At 56.0% G+C, this 24,708-nt stretch carries 20 protein-coding genes; 13 read left to right on the top strand and 7 right to left on the bottom strand.

Translation table 11 applies throughout. The features are described 5' to 3' along the window. Positions 1–60 precede the first annotated feature (60 nt). Positions 61–717: an HAD family phosphatase gene (locus IBX51_RS06830; RefSeq protein ID WP_291830071.1), complete on the bottom strand. Its 657-nt coding sequence runs from the start codon at positions 715–717 to the stop codon at positions 61–63. Between the two features lie 182 nt (positions 718–899). Between IBX51_RS06830 and IBX51_RS06825 the strand changes: the two genes are divergently transcribed. The 3 genes from IBX51_RS06825 (at position 900) to IBX51_RS06815 (ending at position 5,080) form a co-directional block, all read left to right on the top strand. Beyond that, the gene (locus tag IBX51_RS06825) at positions 900–1,412 is read left to right on the top strand and encodes an RNA pyrophosphohydrolase (RefSeq protein ID WP_291830069.1); all 513 of its coding nucleotides are present in this window, start codon (positions 900–902) and stop codon (positions 1,410–1,412) included. 29 nt (positions 1,413–1,441) lie between these two features. Further along, positions 1,442–3,748: a phosphoenolpyruvate--protein phosphotransferase gene (ptsP, locus tag IBX51_RS06820; RefSeq protein WP_291830067.1), complete on the top strand. Its 2,307-nt coding sequence runs from the start codon at positions 1,442–1,444 to the stop codon at positions 3,746–3,748. A 90-nt stretch (positions 3,749–3,838) separates the two neighbouring features. Further along, a complete protein-coding gene (locus IBX51_RS06815; protein ID WP_291830065.1) occupies positions 3,839–5,080 on the top strand; it encodes a patatin-like phospholipase family protein in 1,242 nt (413 codons plus the stop codon). A gap of 71 nt (positions 5,081–5,151) precedes the next feature. On the opposite strand, the gene hslU is transcribed toward IBX51_RS06815, so the two are convergent. The 5 genes from hslU to IBX51_RS06790 all read right to left on the bottom strand — a co-directional run bounded on the left by hslU (position 5,152) and on the right by IBX51_RS06790 (position 12,017). Next, on the bottom strand, positions 5,152–6,480 hold the full coding sequence (gene hslU, locus IBX51_RS06810) for an ATP-dependent protease ATPase subunit HslU (RefSeq protein WP_291830063.1): 1,329 nt from the start codon (positions 6,478–6,480) through the stop codon (positions 5,152–5,154). Between the two features lie 11 nt (positions 6,481–6,491). Further along, positions 6,492–7,022, bottom strand: coding sequence for an ATP-dependent protease subunit HslV (hslV, locus tag IBX51_RS06805; protein WP_291830061.1), 531 nt, complete (start codon positions 7,020–7,022; stop codon positions 6,492–6,494). A 124-nt stretch (positions 7,023–7,146) separates the two neighbouring features. Beyond that, on the bottom strand, positions 7,147–7,797 hold the full coding sequence (locus IBX51_RS06800; RefSeq protein ID WP_291830059.1) for an SPOR domain-containing protein: 651 nt from the start codon (positions 7,795–7,797) through the stop codon (positions 7,147–7,149). A 7-nt stretch (positions 7,798–7,804) separates the two neighbouring features. Continuing rightward, positions 7,805–9,490, bottom strand: coding sequence for an arginine--tRNA ligase (gene argS / locus IBX51_RS06795; RefSeq protein WP_291830057.1), 1,686 nt, complete (start codon positions 9,488–9,490; stop codon positions 7,805–7,807). 355 nt (positions 9,491–9,845) lie between these two features. After that, on the bottom strand, positions 9,846–12,017 hold the full coding sequence (locus tag IBX51_RS06790) for a primosomal protein N' (RefSeq protein ID WP_291830055.1): 2,172 nt from the start codon (positions 12,015–12,017) through the stop codon (positions 9,846–9,848). 233 nt (positions 12,018–12,250) lie between these two features. Here IBX51_RS06790 and rpmE point away from each other — a divergent pair, with 233 nt between their 5' ends. Both rpmE and IBX51_RS06780 read left to right on the top strand, forming a co-directional pair. Beyond that, positions 12,251–12,472 (top strand): 50S ribosomal protein L31, encoded by a 222-nt coding sequence (rpmE, locus tag IBX51_RS06785; protein WP_291830053.1) that lies wholly within the window; start codon positions 12,251–12,253, stop codon positions 12,470–12,472. 213 nt (positions 12,473–12,685) lie between these two features. Then, positions 12,686–13,951, top strand: a complete 1,266-nt coding sequence (locus IBX51_RS06780) for a malic enzyme-like NAD(P)-binding protein (protein WP_291830052.1) — start codon at positions 12,686–12,688, stop codon at positions 13,949–13,951. A gap of 87 nt (positions 13,952–14,038) precedes the next feature. Here IBX51_RS06780 and IBX51_RS06775 read toward each other — a convergent pair whose 3' ends face one another. Continuing rightward, positions 14,039–16,570, bottom strand: a complete 2,532-nt coding sequence (locus IBX51_RS06775) for a penicillin-binding protein 1A (protein WP_291830051.1) — start codon at positions 16,568–16,570, stop codon at positions 14,039–14,041. Between the two features lie 238 nt (positions 16,571–16,808). On the opposite strand from IBX51_RS06775, the gene IBX51_RS06770 reads away from it, so the two are divergent. The 8 genes from IBX51_RS06770 to IBX51_RS06735 form a co-directional block, all read left to right on the top strand. Further along, positions 16,809–17,873 carry a pilus assembly protein PilM gene (locus tag IBX51_RS06770; RefSeq protein WP_291830049.1) on the top strand — a complete coding sequence of 355 codons (1,065 nt, stop codon included), beginning with the start codon at positions 16,809–16,811 and terminating at the stop codon, positions 17,871–17,873. Continuing rightward, positions 17,873–18,436 (top strand): PilN domain-containing protein, encoded by a 564-nt coding sequence (locus tag IBX51_RS06765; protein ID WP_291830047.1) that lies wholly within the window; start codon positions 17,873–17,875, stop codon positions 18,434–18,436. Before IBX51_RS06770 ends, IBX51_RS06765 begins: the two co-directional genes overlap by 1 nt. After that, the gene (locus tag IBX51_RS06760) at positions 18,436–19,047 is read left to right on the top strand and encodes a type 4a pilus biogenesis protein PilO (RefSeq protein WP_291830046.1); all 612 of its coding nucleotides are present in this window, start codon (positions 18,436–18,438) and stop codon (positions 19,045–19,047) included. The genes IBX51_RS06765 and IBX51_RS06760 overlap by 1 nt, the downstream gene beginning before the upstream one ends. A gap of 2 nt (positions 19,048–19,049) precedes the next feature. Continuing rightward, the gene (locus IBX51_RS06755; protein WP_291830044.1) at positions 19,050–19,592 is read left to right on the top strand and encodes a pilus assembly protein PilP; all 543 of its coding nucleotides are present in this window, start codon (positions 19,050–19,052) and stop codon (positions 19,590–19,592) included. A gap of 17 nt (positions 19,593–19,609) precedes the next feature. Then, entirely contained in the window at positions 19,610–21,724 is a 2,115-nt protein-coding gene (pilQ, locus tag IBX51_RS06750) for a type IV pilus secretin PilQ (RefSeq protein WP_291830042.1), read from the top strand. 126 nt (positions 21,725–21,850) lie between these two features. Continuing rightward, on the top strand, positions 21,851–22,435 hold the full coding sequence (aroK, locus tag IBX51_RS06745; protein WP_291830039.1) for a shikimate kinase AroK: 585 nt from the start codon (positions 21,851–21,853) through the stop codon (positions 22,433–22,435). Next, complete coding sequence (gene aroB / locus IBX51_RS06740; protein ID WP_291830038.1) at positions 22,410–23,498, top strand: 3-dehydroquinate synthase; 1,089 nt, start codon at positions 22,410–22,412, stop codon at positions 23,496–23,498. The genes aroK and aroB overlap by 26 nt, the downstream gene beginning before the upstream one ends. 42 nt (positions 23,499–23,540) lie before the next feature. Beyond that, positions 23,541–24,708 (top strand): ATP-binding protein (locus tag IBX51_RS06735; RefSeq protein ID WP_291830035.1); only part of this gene is annotated, 1,168 nt, incomplete at its 3' end.

Raw genomic sequence — 24,708 nt, 5'->3', positions numbered from 1 at the left:
GCGGGGGAGAAGCGTGGGGGGTTGTCAGGGTCTGTCCCCATGCGGGGACAGACCCCTAAGTCAGACCCTGAGCGACATCACCGTCCAGCCATTCTCTAAGGCCAGCTTTTCCAGCGTCGGGTCCGGGTCTACTGCTACCGGGTTGGCCACCTGCTTCAGCAGTGGTACGTCATTATGGGAGTCGCTGTAAAACCAGGCGCCCTCCAAACTTTCGCCGTGGGCGGCGAGCCAGTCGTTGAGTCGTTCCACTTTGCCTTCCTGAAAACTCGGCGTGCCGGCTACTTCGCCGGTAAACTTGCCATTGACCAGTTCTGGCTCGGTCGCAATCAGGTGTTCTACGCCCAATAATTCGGCGATCGGCTCGGTAATAAACCGATTGGTGGCGGTGATGATCATCAGGGTATGGCCCTGGTTCTGGTGATCGGCCAGGAGTTTTTTGGCTTTGTCTTGCATCATCGGCTGTACTTTTTTGGCCATAAAGGCTTCGCGCCAGGCCTCTAGCTCCTCCGTGTTGTGACGGGTCAGGGGCTGAAGCACAAAACGCTGATAGTGAAAGATATCCAGCTCGCCGTTCAGGTATTCCTCATAGAAGCGGTCGTTGGCACGGCGATACTCATCGGCATCTACCATGCCTTCTTCCACTAAAAATTCGCCCCAGGCGTGGTCGCTGTCGCCGGCCAGAAGCGTGTTGTCCAGATCAAAAATTGCGAGCGTCAAGCCGCATCCTCCCATTGTCACAGGCTATAGAGCAGAGCAAACAGTCTACCATGGCTCTGTCATGGTGTGCCGCATACAGCTCCGTTTGCCGAAGCCTTGGGATTCTGTAAGAATGAGAGCAACTTGGACAATTTTCGCCGGTTATAAATTAACCGGCAACCGACTTTTATAAGGACTGTGCCGTGATCGATTCAGACGGTTTCAGACCCAACGTCGGAATCATTCTGGCCAACCACAGGGGAGAAGTTCTCTGGGCAAGGCGAATTGGGCAGGACTCCTGGCAGTTTCCGCAAGGTGGTATCAAGCACACCGAATCACCGGAAGACGCGCTTTACCGGGAGCTTGGAGAGGAAATCGGCCTGAGTGCGACGGATGTGGAAATCATCAGCTGCACCGGGGGCTGGCTGCGATACCGTCTTCCCCGGAGGATGGTTCGCCATAACTCGCACCCCGTTTGTGTGGGGCAAAAACAGAAATGGTTCCTGCTGAGGATGTTGTCGCCAGACGCCCACGTTAAGGTGGATGTAACAGATTCACCGGAATTTGATGGCTGGCAGTGGGTGAGCTACTGGTACCCGTTGGGGCAAGTAGTCTCGTTCAAAAGAGAAGTTTACAGACGTGCGCTGCGAGAGTTAGCGCCCAGGCTGTTCCACAACATGGAGCAGTGGCAGAAGGGCGAACAGAACCGGCGCTGAAGGAACATCAAAAATGACGGACTGACTCCATGCTGAGTATCCTGCGAAGCCTAGTGCAAGAGGTAAACAGTGCCCGCGACTTGAAAGAGGCGCTGGATATCATTGTATCGCGGGTACAAAAAGCGATGAACACAGAGGTCTGTTCCGTCTATCTGCTCGATCCCGCCTCTAATCGTTACATCCTGATGGCCACCGAAGGTCTCTACAAAGACTCGGTTGGCAAAGTCAGTCTGGCGTATTCCGAGGGCCTGGTTGGTCTGGTGGGTTCTCGTGAAGAGCCCATCAACCTGGAAGATGCGCCCTCTCACCCGCGTTACCGTTACTTCCCGGAAACCGGGGAAGAGCGCTTCAGTTCTTTTCTGGGTGTGCCCATCATTCACCATCGTCGTGTGCTTGGCGTGTTGGTCGTGCAGCAGCGGGAAAGTTCCCGTTGCTTTGACGAGGGCGAAGAGGCGTTTCTGGTGACGGTGTCTGCCCAACTGGCGGGCGTCATTGCGCACAGTGAGGCGACCGGTGCGATCAGTGGCTTGTCTCTGACCGGTGAAGAAACCCAGGACATCAGCTTTAACGGGGTGCCTGGTGCCCCGGGCGTAGCTATTGGCACCGGTGTGGTGGTGTACCCGTCGGCGGATCTGGACGTGGTGCCCGAAAAACACACCGACAATATCGAAGGTGAGTTGGAGCTGTTCCAGGCTGCGGTGCAGGCTGTCAGAGAAGACATAGAGCGGGTCGCCAACCGACTGGCCTCTCAGCTCCGCCCGGAAGAACAGGCGTTGTTTGACGTGTACCTGCGCATGCTGGACGACGAAGCCCTGCCCGGAGAGGTGGCCATCAAGATTCGGGAAGGCATCTGGGCCCAGGGTGCACTGAAGCAGGTGGTTCAGCAGTACATTCGCCATTTTGAAATGATGGACGATCACTACCTGCAGGAGCGGGTGGTGGATATCCGCGACCTTGGTCGCCGCCTGCTATCCCGCATGCAGGAAGGTGAGCAGAAGCATCAGGAATATCCGGAACATACTGTGTTGGTCAGTGAAGAGCTGACGCCTGCGATGCTCGGCGAAGTTCCCAAGGGGCAGTTGGTCGGCCTGGTCTCGGTCAAAGGCTCCAGTAACTCCCACGTTGCTATTCTGGCCCGGGCCATGGGTGTGCCTACGGTGATGGGTCTGGTAGACATCCCGGTGAACCAGCTGGACGGCCGAGAGCTGGTGGTGGATGGCTTTGATGGGCAGATATTTGCCTCGCCCTCAGCAGATCTTCGTGCCTTCTATCAGGCAATTTGCGAAGAAGAGGCGGAGTTGTTCCGCGGCCTTGAAGTGCTCAGGGACAAACCGTGTGAAACCACCGATGGCCATCGGGTATCGCTGCTGGTTAATACCGGCTTGATGACCGATGTCGTGCGATCACTGTCTCATGGTGCGGAAGGCATAGGTCTGTACCGAACCGAAGTGCCCTTTATGATCAAGGATCGCTTCCCGTCTGAGCAGGAGCAGCGGGAGTATTATCGGGAGCAGCTGGAGGCCTTTGCGCCCAACCCGGTGACCATGCGCACCCTCGACATTGGTGGCGATAAATCGCTGACCTATTTCCCCATCGAGGAAGAAAATCCGTTCCTGGGCTGGCGGGGTATTCGGGTTACCCTGGATCACCCGGAAATCTTTCTGGTTCAGGTGCGGGCCATGCTCAAGGCCAGCGAAGGCCTGAACAACTTGCAGATCATGCTGCCCATGATCAGCAATATTTCTGAGGTGGAGGAGTCGCTCCACCTGATTTATCGTGTATACCACGAAGTGCGCGAAGAAGGTTACGACGTTCACATGCCCAAGGTGGGTGTGATGGTGGAAGTGCCTGCGGCGGTTTATCAGATCCGAGAGCTGGCTGAGCGGGTCGACTTTTTATCCGTTGGCTCCAATGATCTCACCCAGTACCTGCTGGCGGTAGACCGAAACAATCCCCGGGTTGCTCAGCTCTATCACTCGTACCACCCAGCCGTGCTACAAGCGCTGGTGCGCATTGCTCAGGATGCCCGATCGGTAGGTAAGCCCGTCGGTATTTGCGGCGAGCTGGCAGGCGACCCTGGTGGCGCTGTTTTGTTGATGGCGATGGGCTACGATTCTTTGTCGATGAACGCCGCCAGTTTGCCGAAGGTGAAGTCGGTTATTCGCAGTATTGATCGGGAATGGGGCATTCAGCTGTTGGAAGATGTTTTACTGCTGGATTCACCCCATGTGATCAAGAGTTGTGTAGACCTGGCACTCAGGAATGCCGGCTTTGGCCGATACCTGCGCCCGGGCAAATCCTCAAGTGTTACGGTGGCGGAGCAGGCGATCTCCTGACGCCCGGGCGCTTTAATAGGGTGCTTACTCTAAAATCCGTTGGTAGGTTAGTAACGTAATTATTGCAGTAGTACCTACGAAGGACAGGCTATGACGAAAGCGACCGAGCTCAAACCAGCACCGCGTATAGGCCTCGCCCTTGGCGGCGGTGGGCCCTTGGGGGGCATCTATGAGATCGGCGCACTGCGGGCGCTCGATGAGGCTCTGGACGGCCTGGATTTTAACAACATTGATGTTTACGTCGGTGTTAACTCCGGGTCTTTCGTGGCCGCCAACCTTGCTAACCAGATGACCACGGCCCAATTGTGTCGAATCTTCGTGCGCAACGAGGCAGAGGTGCATCCCTTCCACCCGGAGGTGTTTTACCGTCCGGCGTTCAAAGAAATTGGCAGTCGCTTGTTGTCTGTGCCAGGCCTGTTGACTACGGCGGTCGGTCGATTCATCAATAATCCCTATGATCAGAGCCTGCTGGAAGCCATGACCATTCTGGCCCAGGCTGCGCCGGCGGGGCTGTTTGATAATGAAGGTTTGCATGAATACCTGCGCCAAGCCTTCACCATGCTCGGTCGCACCAACGATTTCCGTCAACTAAAGCGCAGCCTCTATATTGTCGCGGCGGATGTAGAGAGTACTGAAGCCGTCTGCTTTGGTGCGCCGGGATTTGACCACGTGCCGATCTCCAGAGCGGTTCAGGCCAGCACGGCATCACCGGGCCTGTATGTTCCGGTTGATATCGATGGTCGCTACTACGTCGATGGCACCCTGCGCAAAGGCCTGCATGCCTCCGTGGCGTTTGAAGACGGCGCTGATCTGGTGCTGGCGGTTAACCCTCAGGTGCCGATTGATGCCAGTGCTGCCGTCCGCGCCGGCACCATGAAGCCGGGCGAACTGACCCGCTCTGGTATGCCCAATCTCCTGTCCCAGATGTTCCGCACCATGGTCTATTCCCGTATGCAGTCGGGTATTGCTCAGTATGGCCGCGACTATCCGGATAAAGACATCCTGCTGTTCGAACCGACCCGGGACGACGCCAAGCTGTTCTTCTCTAACGTGTTCAGTTTCCAGAGCCGGCGAATGGTGTGCGAACATGCTTACCAGATGACCCGCCGGGACTTGCTGGAACGGGCTGATGAGCTGGAGCCCAAGTTGCGCAAATACGGCATCAAGCTGCGCCGGGACCGTCTTGAAGACGAACAGCGCACCATCAGCACCAGCCTCTACGGAGAAATGCTGCCGCTGTACGTGGCCAAGGGCCGGAAAAAACAGGCCGAAAAAAGCAAGTTCGCCACCGGCATCAGCAACGTCACGCACCTGTTCTCCAAGGCTCAGTAAACCGGACACGCGGGCACAAAAAAGGCCGGACCGCTCTCTGCGCGCCCGGCCTTTTGCATAGAGCCGATCCGCTACAGGATGTAACGGCTCAGATCTTCATCTTCTGCCAGGTCTCCCAGCTTCTCGTCTACGTAGGCTGCGCTGACTTCAAAGCTGTCCGTCACTTTATCACCCGCGTCGAACGACAGGGATTCCAGTAGCCGCTCCAGCACCGTGTGTAAGCGGCGGGCGCCGATGTTCTCAGTGGTTTCGTTGACCTTGAAGGCCACCTCCGCAATGCGGGTAATGGCGTCTTCGGTGAAGGTCAGTTTGAGGCCTTCGGTACCCATCAGAGCTTCGTATTGCTGCACCAGAGACGCGTCTGGCTCGGTCAGAATGCGCTTGAAGTCATCCGGCGTCAGCGCATGCAGCTCAACCCGGATCGGCAGGCGGCCCTGCAGTTCCGGAATCAGGTCAGACGGTTTGGACAGGTGGAACGCGCCTGAGGCGATAAACAGAATATGGTCTGTGCGCACAGCGCCGTATTTGGTGGTCACGGTGCTGCCTTCGATCAATGGCAACAGATCCCGCTGAACGCCCTCGCGGGATACGTCGGAGGAGGTGTTCTCGGAGCGCTTGGCAACCTTGTCGATTTCATCAAGAAACACGATACCGTTTTGCTCCACCGCCTCAATGGCTTTGTGTTTGATCTCTTCTTCGTTGACCAGTTTGGCGGCTTCCTCGTCTTTTACCTGCCGGATGGCGTCAGACACTTTCATCTTGCGCGTCTTGCGCTTGTCGGACGACAGGTTAGAGAACATGCTCTGCAGCTGATTGGTCATCTCTTCCATGCCGGGAGGTGCCATGATTTCTACACCAGCCCCGCCACTGCGCAGGTCAATTTCGATTTCTTTGTCGTCCAGTTCGCCTTCTCTGAGCTTTTTGCGGAACATCTGGCGGGTGCTGGAGTCGTTATTGCGTTGATTGTCTTCGTTGTAATCCCGGGCCGGAGGCAGCAGGGCATCCAGGATGCGCTCTTCGGCGGCATCCAGAGCCCGGTTTTCGTGGCGCTTCATCTCTTTTTCCCGAAGCATTTTCACGGCCATATCCGCCAGGTCACGGATAATCGATTCAACGTCCCGGCCGACATAGCCTACTTCGGTAAACTTGGTTGCTTCTACCTTCAAAAAGGGCGCGTCTGCCAGTTTTGCCAGGCGGCGGGCGATTTCAGTCTTGCCCACGCCGGTCGGGCCAATCATCAGTATGTTTTTGGGAGTAACTTCATCACGCAGGCTGTTGTCCAGCTGCATCCGGCGCCAGCGGTTACGCAGGGCAATGGCCACGGCGCGCTTGGCTTCTTGCTGGCCCACGATGTGTTTATTGAGTTCGTGGACGATCTCACGGGGAGTCATTGCAGACATGGTCGCTCCGGTCAGTCTTTGAAGGACAGCACTTCCATAGTGCGGTTCTGATTGGTATAGATGCAGATGTCGCCGGCAATTTGAAGAGCTTTCTCTGCAATCTCATGTGCGCTCAGATCGGTGTTCTCAAGCAATGCACGAGCCGATGCCTGGGCAAACGGGCCGCCAGAGCCAATGGCGATCAGGCCTTGTTCGGGCTCAATAACGTCGCCGTTGCCGGTAATGATCAATGAGGCGGTTTTGTCAGCCACAGCCAGCAGGGCCTCAAGTTTTCTGAGGGCGCGATCGGTGCGCCAGTCTTTGGCCAGTTCAACGGCGGCCCGGGTGAGGTTGCCCTGGTGTTTTTCCAACTGGGCTTCAAAGCGTTCGAACAGGGTGAAGGCGTCGGCGGTGCCGCCGGCAAACCCTGCAATCACCTGGCCGTTGTACAGCCGGCGTACTTTGCGGGCATTGCCTTTCATGACGGTGTTACCCAGAGAAACCTGGCCGTCACCTCCCATAGCGACTTCGTCGTCACGACGGACGGAAACAATCGTAGTCATTTTGGCTCCAGTTGCCTGATTAAAATTCGTATTTTGCAGTTATGGAGGCTTCTGGCGGGAATTCAAGAGGTCTGAGTTGGGCGCCCCCACAAAGCCGACAGGAATGGGGGGCTTTTATGAAAAATCAGCCTTCGCGCGGAACTTTGCGGACCAGTGGCTGGATGTTGATGGAAACCAGCTTGTCCACGGCGGCATTCATCTGACTGCGGGACTCAAACGGGCCTACGTTCACGCGGTACCACACGCTGCCGCTTTCAAGATCAATTCGCTGAACACTGGCCCGCAAGCCCTGGAAAGCTATCTGCGCTCGCTGGCGCTCGGCATCGGCCTGACTGCGGAAAGAGCCAGACTGAACAACGTAATTGAAATCCTGAATGGTCGGGCTAGGTGAGTATTCTTGCACCTTCGGAGGCACGACTTCAGATTCTGGCAGCATGTCATAGAACCGGAAATTCCGTTCCCGATCCTGTGAGCGAGTAGAGTCCTGCTTGGCCTTACCCGGCGCAGATGTTTGCGGTTGGGTTGTTTGTTTGGCGGGTGTAGCCGGGGCCTGACTTTGCCCGTCAGGGAGCGTGTTCAGGAACACGATAAAGCCAATAAAACCGCCCACCGCAGCCAGTGACAAAATCCACTTCAAAGACAATGCCCCGTGCTGGGAATGCGAGGGTGCAGTCCGCTTTGGTCTGTCTGCCTTTTGGGGGCGGGCAGCCTGCTTTCTGGGGGCAGCAGCGCCCCTGCCAGCGGGGCGGTTTTTCTTGGCGTAGTCTCTGGCCATGATCGGTTTACATCTCTTCCGGGGCGCTTACACCCAGCACGCCCAGGCCGTTCGCGATCACCTGGCGTACGGCCAGGTACAGGCTTACGCGGGCATCCCGCAGCGCGGTGTCTTCAATTAACACCTTGTGGGCGTTGTAATAAGTGTGGAACAGTCCGGCCAATTCGCGCAAATAGTGGGCGAGCTGGTGCGGTTCCCGTTGCACGGCGGAGTTGGTAATCAGCTCTGGGTATTTCGCCAGCTGATTGGCCAGTTCTTTCTCTTCGTCGAGGGCCAGCAAACTCAGGTCGCCAACGCATTCGTTCAGGCCACGCTGAACGCCTTCCGCTGACAGCTTGCGCAAGACGCTGCAAATGCGGGCATGGGCATACTGAATGTAGTAGACCGGGTTTTCATTGGTCTGGGAGCGTGCCAGGTCGATATCGAAGGTCAACTGGGAGTCAACACGGCGCGCCGCCAGGAAGAATCGAGTCGCGTCCCGACCCACTTCGTCAATCAGGTCGCGCAAGGTAACGTAACTGCCCGCTCGTTTGGAGATTTTCACTTCCTGACCGGAGCGGGTCACCATGACCATCTGGTGCAATACGTAGTCTGGCCAGCCCTGGGGGATGTCGGCGTTCAATGCTTGCAGGCCGGCACGCACCCGAGTGACGGTGGAGTGGTGGTCGGCGCCTTGCTCATTAATAACGGTAGTAAAGCCGCGCTGCCATTTATCCAGGTGGTAGGCCACATCTGGTAAGAAGTAAGTGTAGCCACCGTCCTGCTTGCGCATAACGCGGTCTTTGTCATCACCAAACTCGGTGGTTTTCAGCCACATGGCGCCGTCTTGTTCGTAGGTGTAGCCGTTTGCTTTCAGGCGATCAACGGTCGCTTCTACCTTGCCGTCTTCATACAGCGACGACTCCAGAAAATACACATCGAACTGAACACCAAAGGCTTTCAGGTCTAAATCCTGCTCCCGGCGCAGGTAGGCCACGGCAAATTCGCGGATGGCATCCTGGTCGTCCGGGTTTGCCTTGGCGGTTACTTCCCGGTCATCTGCAATCACGGTTTCGCCGGCCAGGTAGGCATTGGCCACATCAACAATGTAGTCGCCCCGGTAGCCATCTTCTGGCCAGCTTTCATGCTCTGGCGTCAGGCCTTTCGCCCGCGACTGAACCGACCGCGCCAGGTTGTTGATCTGGGCACCGGCGTCGTTGTAATAAAACTCACGGGTAACGTCGTAACCGTTGGCTTCCAGCAACCGGCACAGGCAGTCGCCAATGGCCGCACCTCGGCCATGGCCCACGTGCAAAGGACCCGTGGGGTTGGCAGATACAAACTCTACCTGCACTTTTTCGCCCTGGCCGCGGTTGTTGCGGCCAAACTGCTCGGCCTCATCCAGAATGGTGGCTACTACGCCAAACGCACTGGCCGTACTCATGAAAAAGTTAATAAAGCCGGGCCCGGCGATCTCCACCTTCGACACCGCAGAGCTCTCTGGTAATGCCGCCACCAACGCCTCCGCCAGTTTGCGTGGCGGACAACCGGCTGCTTTTGACGCAACCAAGGCAATGTTACAGGCGTAATCCCCATGGGATTTGTCTTTGGTATTGCCAATCTGTGGCGTAAAGGCCTGATCTGCTGGCAAGGTGCCTTCAGACTGCAAGGCAGCCAGTGCAGACTGTAGAAGCTCGGATACGGTCTCTTTCATGCGTCAGATGACTCGGTTTTCAGGAGAGTGGATGCAGGGCAGGGCGCCCGTTGAAATCAGAAGAGGGGTATTATCGCGGAAAGTTTGGGTGTAAGCAAAAAGCCCGGCGCTGAGGCCGGGCTCTCACAGACTATTTCATACCGTTAAAATAAGCGGCTACGGTCCCGTTGGACGCGAATACGATCAATCTACTATCGTCCGCCAAAACCCCCGGGCCGGTGTATGGCCCACATCTTTGTTCCGCTGTTGCGGTGTCAGTTTCTTCTTCCGGACATGGTCTCCAGGTAGAGATCCATGCAACGTATTGCAATCGTTATTGATTGATAGGCTTTTGGCTTGCTCCGAGCCGAACCTTTCAGCCTGTCTCCTGCGGATCCACATCAATCATCCATTTAATGTTATTCGGTAGCCTGGTCTGGTCCAGGTGTTGGCAAAGGTGGGTCAATAGCCGGTTCAGATGTTTCCGGTTGTCTGTAATCAGCACCAGTTGCGCCCGATGTCGGTCGGCTTTGCGTGCGATCACGGCGGGCAGGGGTCCCCAGATTTCGACGCCGGGTATTTGAATCATGGGTTTCAGGCTGTCGAGTAGTTGCAGGCTGTTTTGCATGGTGTCTGCCTCTGCCCGCAGGATTGCCATGGCCCGGAAGGGGGGCAGTTGGCTGCCTTCTCGTTCGGCCAGCAGTTGATCGGCGATGGTGGCGTATTGGCCTCGGCTAAGGGCATTTAATAGAGGGTGATCACTGTGGCAGGTCTGGATCAGTACCTTGCCGGGCTTGTCGCCGCGGCCTGCCCGGCCGCTGACTTGTAGCAGGGTTTGGATCATCTGTTCCGGGGCACGGAAATCCACGCTGAACAGGCCGCCATCGGCGTTCACCACAATCACCAGGGTGACGTTGGGAAAGTCGTGGCCTTTGGCGAGCATCTGGGTGCCAACCAGGATGCAGGGATCGCCGCTGTTTACTTTCTTCAGGATGGCCTGAATGCTGCCTTTGCGCTGGGTGCTGTCCCGGTCTACCCGCACCACAGGCACGTCCGGGAACTGTTCCGCCAAGCTGTCTTCGGTGCGCTCGGTGCCTTGGCCAACCGGTTTGTAGTTTTCGCTTTGGCATTTCGGACAGGTGTGGCTGGCGGCCATCTGAAAGTCGCAATGGTGGCAGCGCATGGCTCGGTCGCGCCGGTGAAAGGTCAACCGGGTGTCGCAACGGGGGCATTCTTCCAGGTGGCCGCAATCAAAGCACATCACCACGGGGGCAAAGCCGCGGCGGTTGACGAACACCAGGGCTTGTTCGCCTCTGGCCAGAGTTTCTTTAATAGTGTTCAGGACCGGACGCGACAGGCCTGCGTCCAGTGGTCGGCTGCGGATGTCCAGAAGCTCCAGGTGCGGTGGCGTCGCGTTGCCGGCCCTTTGTTCCAGGCGGATCAGCTTGTATTTGCCTTGGTTGGCGTTGTGCCAGGATTCCAGGGAGGGGGTCGCTGAGCCAAGAATCACCGGGCACTGGTTGAGGTGAGCACGGTAAACGGCCACGTCGCGTCCGGAATAACGAAAACCTTCGCCTTGCTTATAAGAGCTGTCATGCTCTTCATCGACGATGATGGTGCGCAGGTGGGTGAAAGGAAGCAGCACGGCCGAACGCGTGCCGATCAGAATGACCGGTTCGCCGTTACGGATTTTCAGCCATGTGCTCAGGCGCTCGCCATCATTCAGTGCGGAATGCCATACCTGGATACGATTGCCAAAATAGCGGCGAAACCGCGCCAGCGTTTGTGGGGTCAGATTAATTTCCGGCACCAGTACCAGGGCCTGCTCATTGGCTTGCAGACGGGTCTTGAGGTAATGAAGGTACAGCTCTGTTTTGCCGCTGCCGGTGATGCCGTATAACAGGGTGGCAGAGAACGCCTTGGTGTCAGCGGGGAAATCTGCTGCGGCTGTTGCCTGGGCGTCGGACAGTGTCGGGGCTGGCAATTCGGCTTCCGGCGCCAAGGGTGTTATTTGTGGTTCGGTCGCTTCTGCAATCAATTCTTTTTGTTGCAGGTTGCGTATTTGTGCCCTGGTGAAACCGGCCTGAACCAGTGCGCTTGAAGTGATTCCCGGAGCGCCTTTGACCGTCTTGAAAAGTGCCATCTGGCGATGGGCGTTAGCGGGCAGGGCCGCTTCTGTGCTTGATGCCGTCCAGCGTTCATCCGGTTTTTCCCGGGCTGGCCGGCCTTTCCTCAGTGCAGGAGGCAGGGCGGTGAACAGGCATTCCCCGAGCGGGTGTTGGTAGTAGTCGCTGGCCCAGGTAAGCAGTTGAAAGGTGCTTTCGGGCAGTGCTGGCCAAGGCTCGAGGCGCTCGCGGACGAGCTTGAGAGTGATGCCGGCGGGTGGTTCTACGCCGGTTTCGACGACCAGTCCGGTCAGTGTTTGCCGGCCAAAAGGAACCGTTACCCGCTGCCCCGGGATCAGGTTTATCTGATCAGGAATCTGGTAGTCAAACAATCGCCGTAGCGGGCGGTTAAGGGCGATTCGGGCTGTGGCTGGCCGTGTCACGGTATCTGCGTATCCTGAATGCGCGCCTCTGGGGCGCCGGGTGTTGTGTTCCGGAGTGTTCTGCGGGAGCAAGATACTTGCCTGTGGCCGGGTTTGTCAGTAAGATTCGCGGTCTGTTTCTGGCCGGGCTTGATTGTGCACGGTCTTTCCAATTGATTCAAACATGCGGTGCCTGGCATCAACGTCGTATTCGACAGCAGATCAGGTAGCGGCATGACCGATAGAGGTTCGCCATGAAAGAAGGTATTCACCCCAAGTACGAAGAAATCACCGCTACCTGTTCTTGCGGTAACGTGATCAAGACCCGCTCCACCGTGGGTAACGATCTGCAGTTGGACGTTTGCTCCCAGTGCCACCCGTTCTACACCGGCAAGCAGAAGGTTATGGACACCGGCGGTCGTATCGACAAGTTCAACAAGCGTTTTGGTGGTCGTATCGGTAGCAAGAAAGACTGATCTGCACCGGAGTGTTAAAAAAGCGCCTGAGGGCGTTTTTTTATGCCTGAAATTCGTGCTCTGGCAAGTGTATACGCAAAATGCACTATTGACTGATCGCTAAATATTCTATTTCGGCTTGTCGTTTCGGGGCGGTCGCGCCATAATGGCGCGCTCCGCTGGGCAAGCGCCTGGCGGCTATTACCTTTAAACGTGACAAACGGAACAGTGGCAATGTCTCAAGATCTGAAAGAAGCAGCCCTTGAATATCACGCCAAACCGCGGCCGGGTAAGCTGAGTGTTGAAATCACCAAGCCGACGCAAACTTCCCGCGACCTATCCCTGGCGTACAGCCCCGGGGTTGCCGAGCCGGTCCGCGAGATCGCGAAGGACCCCGAGAACGCATACAAGTACACGGCCAAGGGTAACCTGGTAGCCGTTATTTCTGACGGTACTGCCATCCTGGGCCTGGGTAATCTCGGTCCGCTGGCGAGCAAGCCGGTAATGGAAGGTAAAGGCGTACTGTTCAAGCGCTTTGCAGGAATCGACGTGTTCGATATCGAAGTCAATTCCGAAAGCCCGCAAGCGTTTATTGAAACGGTTGAGCGTATTGCGGATACCTTTGGAGGTATCAACCTGGAAGACATCAAGGCACCTGAGTGCTTTGAGATCGAGCGCGCACTGATTGAAAAGTGCAATGTGCCGGTTTTCCACGATGACCAGCATGGTACGGCCATCGTTACTGCAGCCGGCATGATCAATGCCCTTGAGTTGCAGGGTAAGAAAATTGAAGATGCAAAAGTGGTCTGTCTGGGCGCTGGTGCGGCCGCGATTGCCTGCATGAAGCTGCTGATCAGCTGCGGTATGCGCTCTGAAAACATCTTGATGCTCGACCGTAAGGGTGTGATCCACTCTGGTCGTGACGATCTGAACCAGTACAAGGCTATGTTCGCGAACCAGACGGACAAGCGCACGCTGGATGACGCCATCGATGGCGCAGACGTATTCCTTGGCCTGTCCGGCCCGGACCTGCTGACTGCTGAGCAGCTGAAGAAGATGGCTCCGAACCCGGTCGTGTTCGCCTGCTCAAACCCTGACCCGGAAATCAGCCCGGAAATCGCTCTGGCGGCTCGTGATGATCTGATCATGGCGACAGGTCGTTCTGATTATCCGAACCAGGTCAACAACGTGTTGGGCTTTCCGTTTATTTTCCGTGGTGCGTTGGACGTTCGTGCAACCACCATCAATGAGGAAATGAAGGTGGCTGCGGTTAACGCGATTCGTGAGCTGGCGAAGGAGCCTGTGCCTCAGGAAATCTGTGCTGCTTACAGCATCGATAGCCTGGAGTTCGGCAAGCAATACATCATTCCGAAGCCGATGGACGTCCGTCTGCTGGAAGTGGTTCCTGCCGCGGTCGCTCGCGCTGCAGTGGACTCTGGTGTGGCGCGCAACCCGTACCCTGCGCACTACCCGCTGAAGTCTATGGACGACATCATCTAATCTTGATGTAGTTCGGCTTTACAAAAAAAAACCGGCGGAGATCCCGCCGGTTTTTTTGTGTCGGTTATTGGCTCAGGTTTGGCCCGGTCAGAAAATATTGCCAGGTAGCTGGCTGTCACCGCCGTTTCCGCCGTTCTCGTTGGCGTCCTGTGGCAGTGGCGCCGGCGCGTTCTCTTCTTTGAACAGCTCAAAGGTGCCGTCTTCACCGGGTCGTGCCCGCTCCCCGGTTCTCGGGTTGATGCGAATGTTGGCGATGCCGTTGGGGCGAGGCATGGTGGCGGAAGGTGCGCCCTTCATTGCGGTTTTCATATAGTCAACCCAGATCGGCAGGGCGGTGCTTGCGCCGAACTCTCCGCGGCCCAGCGGAGCGGGTTGGTCGAAGCCTACCCATACGGTGGTGGCAATGTTGTGATTGAAGCCGGCAAACCAGGTGTCTATTTGGTCGTTGGTTGTGCCGGTTTTGCCCGCAAGGTCGTTCCGATTAAGGGCCAGCGCCCGGCGCCCAGTACCCCGGCGCACCACGTCCTGCATGATCGAGTGCAGTATAAAGACGGATCGCTCATCGGCGAGTCGTTGCATGACTCGGCGCTCAGGGTGGGTTTCGGCAGAGGCCAGCAGCTTCATTCCCTCGGTCTCGGGTGTGTCTGGCTGGCTAGCCATTACAGCACCCTCCGAGTCTGCTTTATCAAGTTCTTCCTGACAGTTGGTATCGCACAGAACGGTTTCCGGAGCCTCATACACGACGGTGCCATCCGGCTCCTGGATACGCAGGATCAGGTAGGGCTCGACATCGTAGCCGCCATTGGCGATGACCGCGAAACCCCGGGCCAAGTCCATTGGTGTTAGCTGGCCAGAGCCGAGCGACAGCGAGAGGTTTGCGGGCATTCTGGCTGTCGGTATCTTCAATTGGTCCAGGTAGTTCAGAGTGTGGCGAATGCCGAGGTCTCTGAGCAATCGGATAGAAACCAGGTTGCGAGACCGATAGAGACCCTCTCGCAGAGTGGTTGGGCCATAAAACTGTCCGGATGAGTTCTGTGGCCGCCATGAGCCTTCCAGTTCTGAATCTTCGAACACAATCGGGGCGTCGTTATAAATCGTCGCAGGCGTTCGTCCACTCTCCAGAGCTGCCAGGTAAAGGAAAGGTTTAAAGGTCGAGCCGGGCTGGCGGTCAGCTTGCGTGGCTCTGTTGTATTTGCTCTGGCTGAAGCTGTAGCCGCCCGCGAGGGATTCGATTGCGCCGTTTTGCGCATTAATTGAAATGACGGCGCCCTCAACTCTGGGGGCCTGGGCCAGGGAGACCTGCAGTTCTTGCTTCAGGAAGTCTTCACCGTTGTCAGGGGTCTCACTTTGATCCTGAACCTGGGGCAGTTGCAGTACTTTGACGTAAACGACATCGCCTACCGATACCACGTCAGACACCTTGCTCGGGGCTGGGCCGGTCAGGCTTTCAGTGCGATAGCGCCGTGCCCAGGTCATGGTGTCAAAGTTCATTTTTCCGGCCCCGAAGTGCCGGGTATGCACGCGGGCCAAGGCACCGTCGTCATCGACAGCGGTAACAACAGCGGGCACCAGGCTCTCAATGCGCGGGTAGTTGCGCATTTGATCGGAGAGCGCGATGGCCGACATGCCGCTCACATCAAACTGACCAACCGCTCCCCGAAAACCATGACGCCGATCGTAGTTTTCGAGTCCGGTGCGAAGAGATTCGGTGGCGGCTTTCTGTTTTTCACTGTCGACTGTCAGGATGACGCTGTAGCCGTCAGTGTAGGCGGCCTCGCCAAATCGGCGCACCATTTCTGCTCGTGCCATTTCGGCAACGTAATCCGCATCAACTTCGGCTTCGCGGGTGTTGTAGGTGGCGGTCAAGGGTGCCTCGACAGCCAGTTGCCATGCGTCTTCGGTGATGTAGCCAAGGTCCCGCATGCGGCCAAGAATCCAATTGCGACGGATCATGGCCCGTTCAGGGTTTGCCAGCGGATTGAAGGCGGAGGGTGCCTTGGGCAGGCCGGCCAGCATCGCCATCTGGGCAAGCGTCAGTTCATCAACGGGTTTGTCGTAATAAACCTGGGCGGCGGCCGCAATACCATAGGCTCGGTTGCCGAGGTAGATTTTGTTCAGGTACAGCTCCAGGATCTTGTCTTTATCAAGTTCACGCTCTATCTGAAGAGCCAGAAGTATCTCATTGAACTTTCGGATAAAGGTCCTGTCGCGTGACAAAAAGTAATTTTTTGCAACCTGCATGGTGATGGTGCTGCCCCCGGACTGAATGCTTCCGGTCGACACCAGCTCGACGGCAGCCCGCGTCAGGCCTCTGAAGTCGACACCAAAGTGATCATAGAATCGCGAGTCTTCCGCTGCCATGAACGCTTGTAACTGAATTGTAGGGATCTGTTCGATTGTGATCGGTGCCCTTCTCTTTTCGCCGAATTCTGCTATTAATCTGTTGTCTTGGCTATATACCCGAAGCGGCGTCTGAAGTTTTACGTCGAGCAGTTGTTGGACAGGCGGCAGGGATGGCCGAAGATAGAGGTAAAAGGCTGAGGCGATAAGAATAGTGACGCTCAGGCCGGTGAGCAGGAACCAGGCAAAAACACGAGATGTACGCAGCAAATGAGACATTTTTTTCTGACAACAGTTGGATATAGGTCTATTATTTGAGAAATTGCATTAGGAAGAATCAGTCGCTTCGCTGTATGCAATAACTCTTGAACAACAAAGAGCCTGCATTGTAGACGGAAAGCACAAAGAATTCTCTTACATAAAAAACACATAGAGTACCTCTGAAATGATCGCCGTATTAAGGCTTGATTCAGAGTCTCTTAAGCCGGGTGCATTAAACCAGGTATAGGGTGAGCGCGTGTTCGGATTGCTAGGAAAAAAATCCAGTGCGGTGCTGGGCTTGGATGTCAGCTCCAGCTCGGTCAAACTTCTGGAACTGTCAAAGCATGGCGACCGCTACAAAGTGGAAAGCTATGCCGTTGAGCCTTTGCCGGCCAACGCAGTGGTCGAGAAGAACATTACGGACGTTGAGGCGGTGGGTGAGGTGCTCAAACGAGTGGCCTCCAAATCCCGCACCGGCGTGAAACATGTGGCGGTTGCGGTCTCAGGGTCTGCGGTAATCACAAAAGTGATTCAGATGGACGCTGGTCTCAACGAGTTCGAGATGGAAGATCAGATCGGGCTAGAGGCGGATCAGTATATTCCTTATCCCCTGGACGAGGTTGCCATTGATTTTGAGGTTCAGGGTCCATCTGAGTCTAATCCGGATCAAGTGGATGTCCTGCTGGCAGCGTGTCGTAAAGAGAACGTGGATATTCGGGAAGATGCCCTCGAGATTGCCGGCCTCACCACCAAAATAGTCGATGTTGAAGCTTACGCGCTTGAGCGCGCCTACAGTCTGATCGAATCGCAGCTGGATTCCCAGGGTGAAGAACTGGTCGTCGCTATCGTTGATGTCGGTGCAACCATGACCACGCTGAGTGTGCTGGCTGAAGGCAAAACGGTTTACACCCGTGAGCAGATCTTTGGTGGCAAGCAGCTGACTGAAGAGATTCAGCGTCGCTACGGACTCTCGCTCGAGGAGGCCGGTCTCGCCAAAAAGCAGGGCGGGCTCCCCGATGACTACGAGCCAGAAGTGCTCACCCCGTTCCGGGAGGCCGTCGTGCAGCAAGTTGCCCGCGCGCTCCAGTTCTTCTTCGGTGCCAGTCAGTACAATGCAGTGGATTACGTGGTTCTGGCTGGCGGAACAGCGTCTATTCAGGGCCTGACCGAAATGGTCGAGGAAAAGACCGGCACGCCGACTCTGGTGGCCAACCCGTTTGCGGATATGGCGATTGGTTCCAGAGTGAACGCATCAGCTCTGAGCAATGATGCTCCATCGTTGATGATTGCCTGCGGCCTGGCAATGAGGAGTTTCGACTGATGGCTAAAATTAACCTCAGACCATGGCGAGAGGAACTGCGAGCTGAGAAGCAAAAGCAGTTCATTGTCATGATTCTTGGTGCTGTAATCATTGCCGGCGGCCTGACCTTTCTTTGGAAATCCGATATGGACAGTCGGGTTGCTTACCAGCAATCGCGCAATGCCTACATTGAGACGGCAACCAAACAGCTGGATCAACAGATCACTGAAATTGAGAACCTGAAACGGCAGCGCGATGAACTGCTGGCACGGATGCAGGTAATTCAGGATCTTCAGGGTACGCGTCCGGTTATTGTTCGTGTGTTTGACGAACTGGTAAGAACCTTGCCAGACGGTCTCTACTACACCGACCTCAAGCGCACCGGTGAGCGGATCGAGATCATCGGCATGGCGGAGTCCAACAGCCGAATTTCCAATTTGATGCGCCGTTTTGAAGAATCTGACTGGTTTACCAATCCCAATCTCTCAAACGTGGCTGCTGCCGATGCCCGACGGGCCGGCTACAGTCAGTTCAACCTTGCGGTCCAGCAACGGACGCCAGAGCCCGAAGGGGAGGGTAATTAATGAGCCTCGCGGACTCACTTAAAAGCTTGAATGAATTTGATATCAATGATCTTGACATCAACAATGCCGGTATTTGGCCTGCTCCGATCAAAGCCATTGTGGCCCTGATTGTTTTTGGTCTGATTCTGGGTGGCGGTTACTGGTTCTTCATCAAAGATCAGTACGGCCAGTTGGAGCGGGTTGAACGCACAGAGCAGGACCTAAAACAGCGCTATGAGCAAAAGGCCTATCAGGTAGCGAATCTGGACGTATTCAAGGCGCAGATGGCGGAGATGGAAGAGACTTTCGGTGCTCTGGTTCGGCAGTTGCCCAGCGAGACGGAAGTTCCGGGGCTGTTGGAAGACATCACCAATACGGCTTTGGGTAATGGTCTGGCCCTTCAGCAGGTTGCACTGCAGCCAGAGCAACGCCGTGATTTCTATTCCGAGCTTCCGATCAATATCCGGGTTTCAGGTGCTTACCACGAGCTGGCCTCGTTCGTCAGCAGTGTGGCGAGTCTGCCGCGGATCGTGACGTTGCACGACTTAACCATTAAACCAATTAGCGGGGATGGCGAGCAGCTTGATATGCAGGTTGTTGCTCGTACCTACCGCTACCGGGCTGGAGAGTGAGCATGACATTAAAGCATGCGGGAAAAGCCTGGTTGGGTGTGTGTCTGGCATCTTTGCTTACGGCTTGCTCCCAGGGCAACGGTTTCTCGGATCTGGATAAGTTTATGGCGGATACCCGGGCCAAGCCGCGGGGCCACGTAGAGCCACTGCCAGAATTCAAGGCCTATGAAGCGTTTAGCTACTCGACGGCCGATCGTCGAGCACCGTTCGAGGCACCCATTGATGTTCAGCTGACCATGTTGGATGAGCAGCCGGTCAGCGATGTCGAGCCGGATCTCGACCGGCCAAGAGAAGTACTTGAAAACTTTGACCTTAAATCTCTGGTCATGGTGGGCACGCTGCAAGGTGTTGACGGCAATTTATTTGCTCTGATCCGGGACGGCAACAGCGGTATTCATCGGGTACGAGCAGGCAATTATATGGGGCAGAGTTACGGCCGCATTGTCGGTGTAAGTGAAACCCGAATTGAATTGATAGAAATCGTTCCAAATGGCCGGGGTGGATGGGTAGAACGCCCACGCTCGCTGTCTTTGGATGAAGGATAAGGCCAGGAGCGATCAAAATGATTGATAAAAACATGCACGAACAAAATGGTTCAAGGTCGAGGCTAGCGATGTTCAAAAAACTCAATGTCTGCGTAGGCGTTATCGCCATCGGGTTATGGAGCGGCCTGGCCAGCGCGGTCATGCTGGAAGACGTGTCGTTTTCGTCACTGCCAGGGGAGCGACTGGAAGTCACCATGAAATTCGACGGGCCGCCACCTGAGCCCACGGGTTACACCATCGAGCGCCCCGCCCGGATTGCCGTTGATTTGCCAGACACCACCAGTGGATTGAACCAGCGCAGTATTCCGCTAGGTTCGGGTAATGCGCAGAGCGTGACAGTAGTGGAAACCAGAGATCGTACCCGGTTGATTTTTAATCTGGTTGAGTTGGCGCCCCACGAAACCGTGCGGCAGAACAACTCGCTGGTGATGACAATTGGCGGTGCTGGCAGTGCGCCAGCGATAGCGGCACAGTCGTCACAGGGTCAATCTGCGCCATCAGATCAGGCCGCTCAAAACGCTTTGGCTGGCGTGGACTTTCGCCGCAGCCAGGATGGAGAAGGCCGGGTGATTGTGGATCTCGGTCGGGCTACGCAGGCGGTAAACCTGACAGAACAAGCTGGTCGTATCCGGCTGACCATGCCGGGTTTGCAGGTGCCAGCCGATCTTCGTCGTCGCCTCGATGTTACGGATTTTGCAACACCGGTGACCCGCGTGGATACCTTTGTTGAAGACGGTAACGCGGTTATCGAGATTCGCCCTCAGGGCAACTACGACTACATAGCCTATCAGTCTGGTCGGGAATTCACTGTCAGCGTAGAAAAGCTGACCGAGGAAGAAGCCGAATCCCGTCGTGAAGAGCGCTTCCCGTACACGGGTGAAAAGCTTTCCCTGAACTTCCAGGACATCGAAGTACGCTCTGTTCTGCAGTTGATTGCAGACTTTACCGGTCTGAACCTGGTCGCCAGTGACACGGTCGGGGGCAGCATTACCCTGCGCCTGCAGAACGTTCCCTGGGATCAGGCGCTAGACCTGATTCTCAAAACCAAGGGCCTGGATCAGCGTCAAATTGGTAATGTACTTCTGGTCGCTCCGGCTGAAGAGATTGCAGCCCGCGAAAGACTGGAGCTGGAAACCAGTAAGCAGATCGCTGAGTTGGCTCCGGTTCGTCTGGATATCGTTCAGGTGAACTACGCCAAAGCATCAGACATTGTGGCTTTGATCAGGGCTGATGAAGAGCTGATTTCTTCCCGCGGATTTATTTCTTCTGATGTGCGCACCAACACCATCAGTGTTCGTGAGACGTCTCAGAAGCTGGAAGAAATTCGTCGTCTGGTCGGTACCTGGGACGTTCCCGTTCGTCAGGTGTCGATCGAAGCCCGTATTGTTCGTGCTCAGACCAACGTGGCAGAGAGTCTGGGTGTTCGTTGGGGCGGTGCCGCGTATGATGTGAGCGGAAGCAATGTTGTCAGCATCGGTGGTTCCCTGGGCACGCTTCAGGAAGCCAGAGATGCAGCGGCTGGTGGCAGCGGTGCCATTTCGTTCCCGGGTGCTTTGGGTGTTGATATGGGTGTTACTGGTGACGGTGCATCTTCGTTCGCTATCGGCTGGGGCGGCGATGACTTCCTGATCGACCTTGAGCTTTCTGCCCTGGAGACCGATGGTCGTGCTGAGGTGGTCTCTCAGCCCCGTGTTGTGACTGCCGACCGCCAGAGCGCGTCAATCAAGTCTGGTGAAGAAATTCCCTTCCAGGAGGCGACCTCCAGCGGCGCAACTAACGTAGAATTCAAAGAAGCTGTGTTGTCGCTCGAAGTGACTCCGCAGATTACCCCTGATGACAAAGTCATCATGGACCTCGTGGTTAATCAGGATTCACGAGGTGAGGTGACTGCAGGTATTCCTTCTATTAACACAAACTCCGTGACAACCCAGGTTCTGGTTGCCAACGGCGAAACCGTGGTGCTGGGCGGCATCTTCCAGTCCGAAGTGGCTACCCAGACTACAAAGACTCCGTTCCTGGGTGATATTCCCTACCTCGGACGTCTGTTCAAGCGCACCGTTCACATTGACGAGCGCAGCGAGCTACTGATCTTCATCACTCCGAAGATCATCAAAACTGACCTGATCCAGTAACAGGTCGAGTTGCAAAAAAGCCGCCGCTAACACCGGCGGCTTTTTTGTTGGGATCGGCAGCAGCGGCTTATGGAATGGTTTACCCTGTGCTATTCTCACCCGCCTGAACCCTGTTGAGCGGAAATTATGTCTTTGCCCGAACGCGTTGTCCTGGTCGGCCCCATGGGGGCTGGGAAAAGCACGATTGGTCGTATGCTTGCTAAAGAGCTCGGCTATCGCTTTGTGGACTCTGACAGGATCATTGAAGAGCGCTGTGGGGCGAATATTCCGTGGATTTTTGATGTTGAAGGAGAAAGTGGATTCCGGCAAAGAGAGACTGCAATGCTGGATGAGCTGTCGGGAGCAACGGGAACAGTGCTGGCGACCGGGGGCGGGGCCGTTGTGCGGCCAGAAAACCATCTGCTGCTTAAAAAAGGTGCGGTTGTGGTGTATCTCAAAACCTCAATCGAACAACAGGTAGAGCGCACCCGTAAAGACCGAAATCGCCCATTGCTGCAGAATGAAGACCCGGAGGGCGTGTTACGAGCGCTGTTTGCCGTTCGCGATCCTTTGTATACCAAGTTGGCCGATATTGTGATGTTTACCGATCGCAAGAGCCCCAGGTTGGTGGTTCGTCAGCTGGTCAATCGAATCAATCCAAAAACCCCAAGACATAAACGGCAAAGACGGAAAGAAGGTCGTCAGCATGAACAAGGTCCTCAAAGAGCTTAAGGTTGAATTAGGTGAGCGGAGCTATCCCATCGTCATTGGTCAGGGGCTGCTCGGTTCCTATGATTTGACACCCTGGGTTGCTGGCAGCCAGGTGATGGTCGTCACCAATGATACCGTTGGTCCGCTGTACCTTGAGAAAGCCATCGCGTGCTTTCCCGGCAAAAAAGTAGACGTGGTCACTTTGCCGGATGGGGAACAATACAAAGACTGGCAAACCCTGAACCTCATTTTTGACGGACTGCTGGAGCAGCGACACTCCCGCAAGACCACGTTAGTTGCGCTCGGCGGTGGTGTGGTTGGCGATATGGCCGGATTTGCTGCGGCCAGTTATCAGCGTGGCGTGCCGTTTATTCAGATCCCGACCACCTTGTTGTCTCAGGTTGATTCGTCCGTTGGCGGCAAGACTGGGATCAATCACCCGCTGGGTAAGAATATGGTGGGTGCTTTTCATCAGCCAAACATCGTATTGATTGACACCGACTCGCTGTCTACCTTGCCTCCGCGTGAAGTCTCGGCCGGGCTGGCAGAAGTCATCAAATATGGACTGATTCGTGACGAGTCCTTCCTGACCTGGCTTGAGGCAAATATCGATGCCTTAATCCGTACAGAGCCCGAGGCCCTGGGCGAAGCAATCTATCGTTCCTGTTTGTGTAAAGCTGAGGTGGTCGCGGCTGATGAACGCGAAGGTGGTTTGCGGGCGATCCTCAATCTTGGCCATACCTTTGGTCACGCCATTGAAACCTTCGCCGGTTATGGCAACTGGCTGCATGGAGAGGCAGTCGGTACGGGTATGCTGATGGCATCCGATCTTTCCTTGAGGGAAGGGTGGATTAGCCGGGCAGATCATGAAAGGACTGTTGCGTTGATTCGTCGGGGCAACCTGCCGGAACAAGCGCCGGAGGGCATGACGGTGGAAGATTTTATGTCTCTGATGGCCGTGGACAAGAAAAATGTCGACGGCAAACTAAGACTGGTTTTGATGCGCGCGCTGGGTGATGCCTTCGTGACGGCCGATGTGTCAGAGCGGCATCTCAAGGACACCTTGCAGGGGTTTACCCAATAACACGGTGAGTGTTGCTGAGCCGGCAACTGGCAGGGATGTATTGTGATCGAAGATAACCTTAATACGATCGAGGATGGTGGGCTTTTCCCTCGTCTCCAGCAGCGCTATGGCCTGCGGGAGAATCCGCTTGATCTTGAAATCCCGTTTTATCCGGATGCGATGCGCCATCACGCGCTGGAGTCTCTTCGCCATCTCTGTGGCTTTGGGGATATGGCGCTGCTGGTCACAGGAGCGCCGGGAGCCGGCAAAACCCGACTCCTCGCTGAGCTGGTCCGCAGTGAATCGTCGCGCCTCGACTTTCATCGAATTCCTTCCGCTGCCCTGACCGGAAGCCAGGCCTTGGCCCGGGATCTCAGAAAAATCGCTCGTTCCGGTGTGCCTGCAGATGCCGAGCCGAGAGAATTGGTTTACCAGTTTTTTCGTTGGTCTGAGAGTCGTGCTCAGCGGGGGCAACGTTTGGTTTTGATTCTGGATGACGCAGAGCGTGTGGCACCGGAGCTGCTGAACCTGCTGTTAGCGGGCTTTCTGTCGGCAGATCGCTCGCTGGCTGCCGGGCTGGTATTTGCCGGGGCCGCAGGCTTGCAGAATGAGTTTCGCGCCGAGGACCTTTCTGCTCATATTCACCACATCCACCTGCCACCCTTGAGCCGTGAAGACGTTGTGGCTTACCTTGAGCCGCGTATTCATCGGGCCGGCGGGCGAAAGGAGGAGCTTCTGTCGCCTGCCCGGATCAAGCAACTGCACGCGCTGAGTCAAGGCAGTTTTGGTCGGTTAAAGCGAGTGGCTCCCGGCATCTGGTTAGATATGGTGTCTGGGCAGCGAGCCGCCAGCACCCGTCAATGGCCGCCAATGGCCACCTTTCGCTGGCCAGCTCTGGCGTTGGTGCTGCTTGCCACCTCCTGGGTGCTGGTGTCCTGGCAATACGACGAATCAGTCGCCGATTCAGGCAATGCCGATGTTCGACAGGAGCCGGTGCGCCGAAGCATTACCATTGGTCCGGAGTCTGATGTCACCGACCATGAGTCGGAGCGCTTAAGCTCCGTCTTGGCCGAGCCGGTTCAACCCATCGATGCTCTCCCGGAGCCAGAATCAGAGCTGTTACCAGAGCCAGAACCTTTGCCAGAACCAGAACCAGAGCCAGAGCCAGAGCCAGAACCAGAGCCAGAGCCAGAGCCAGAGCCAGAGCCAGAGCCAGAGCCAGAACCAGAGC

Origin of the sequence: Marinobacter sp. (assembly GCF_014859525.1) — a bacterium.
In the GTDB taxonomy this organism is placed as follows: domain Bacteria; phylum Pseudomonadota; class Gammaproteobacteria; order Pseudomonadales; family Oleiphilaceae; genus Marinobacter.
This window is presented reverse-complemented; position numbering and strand designations above follow the sequence as displayed.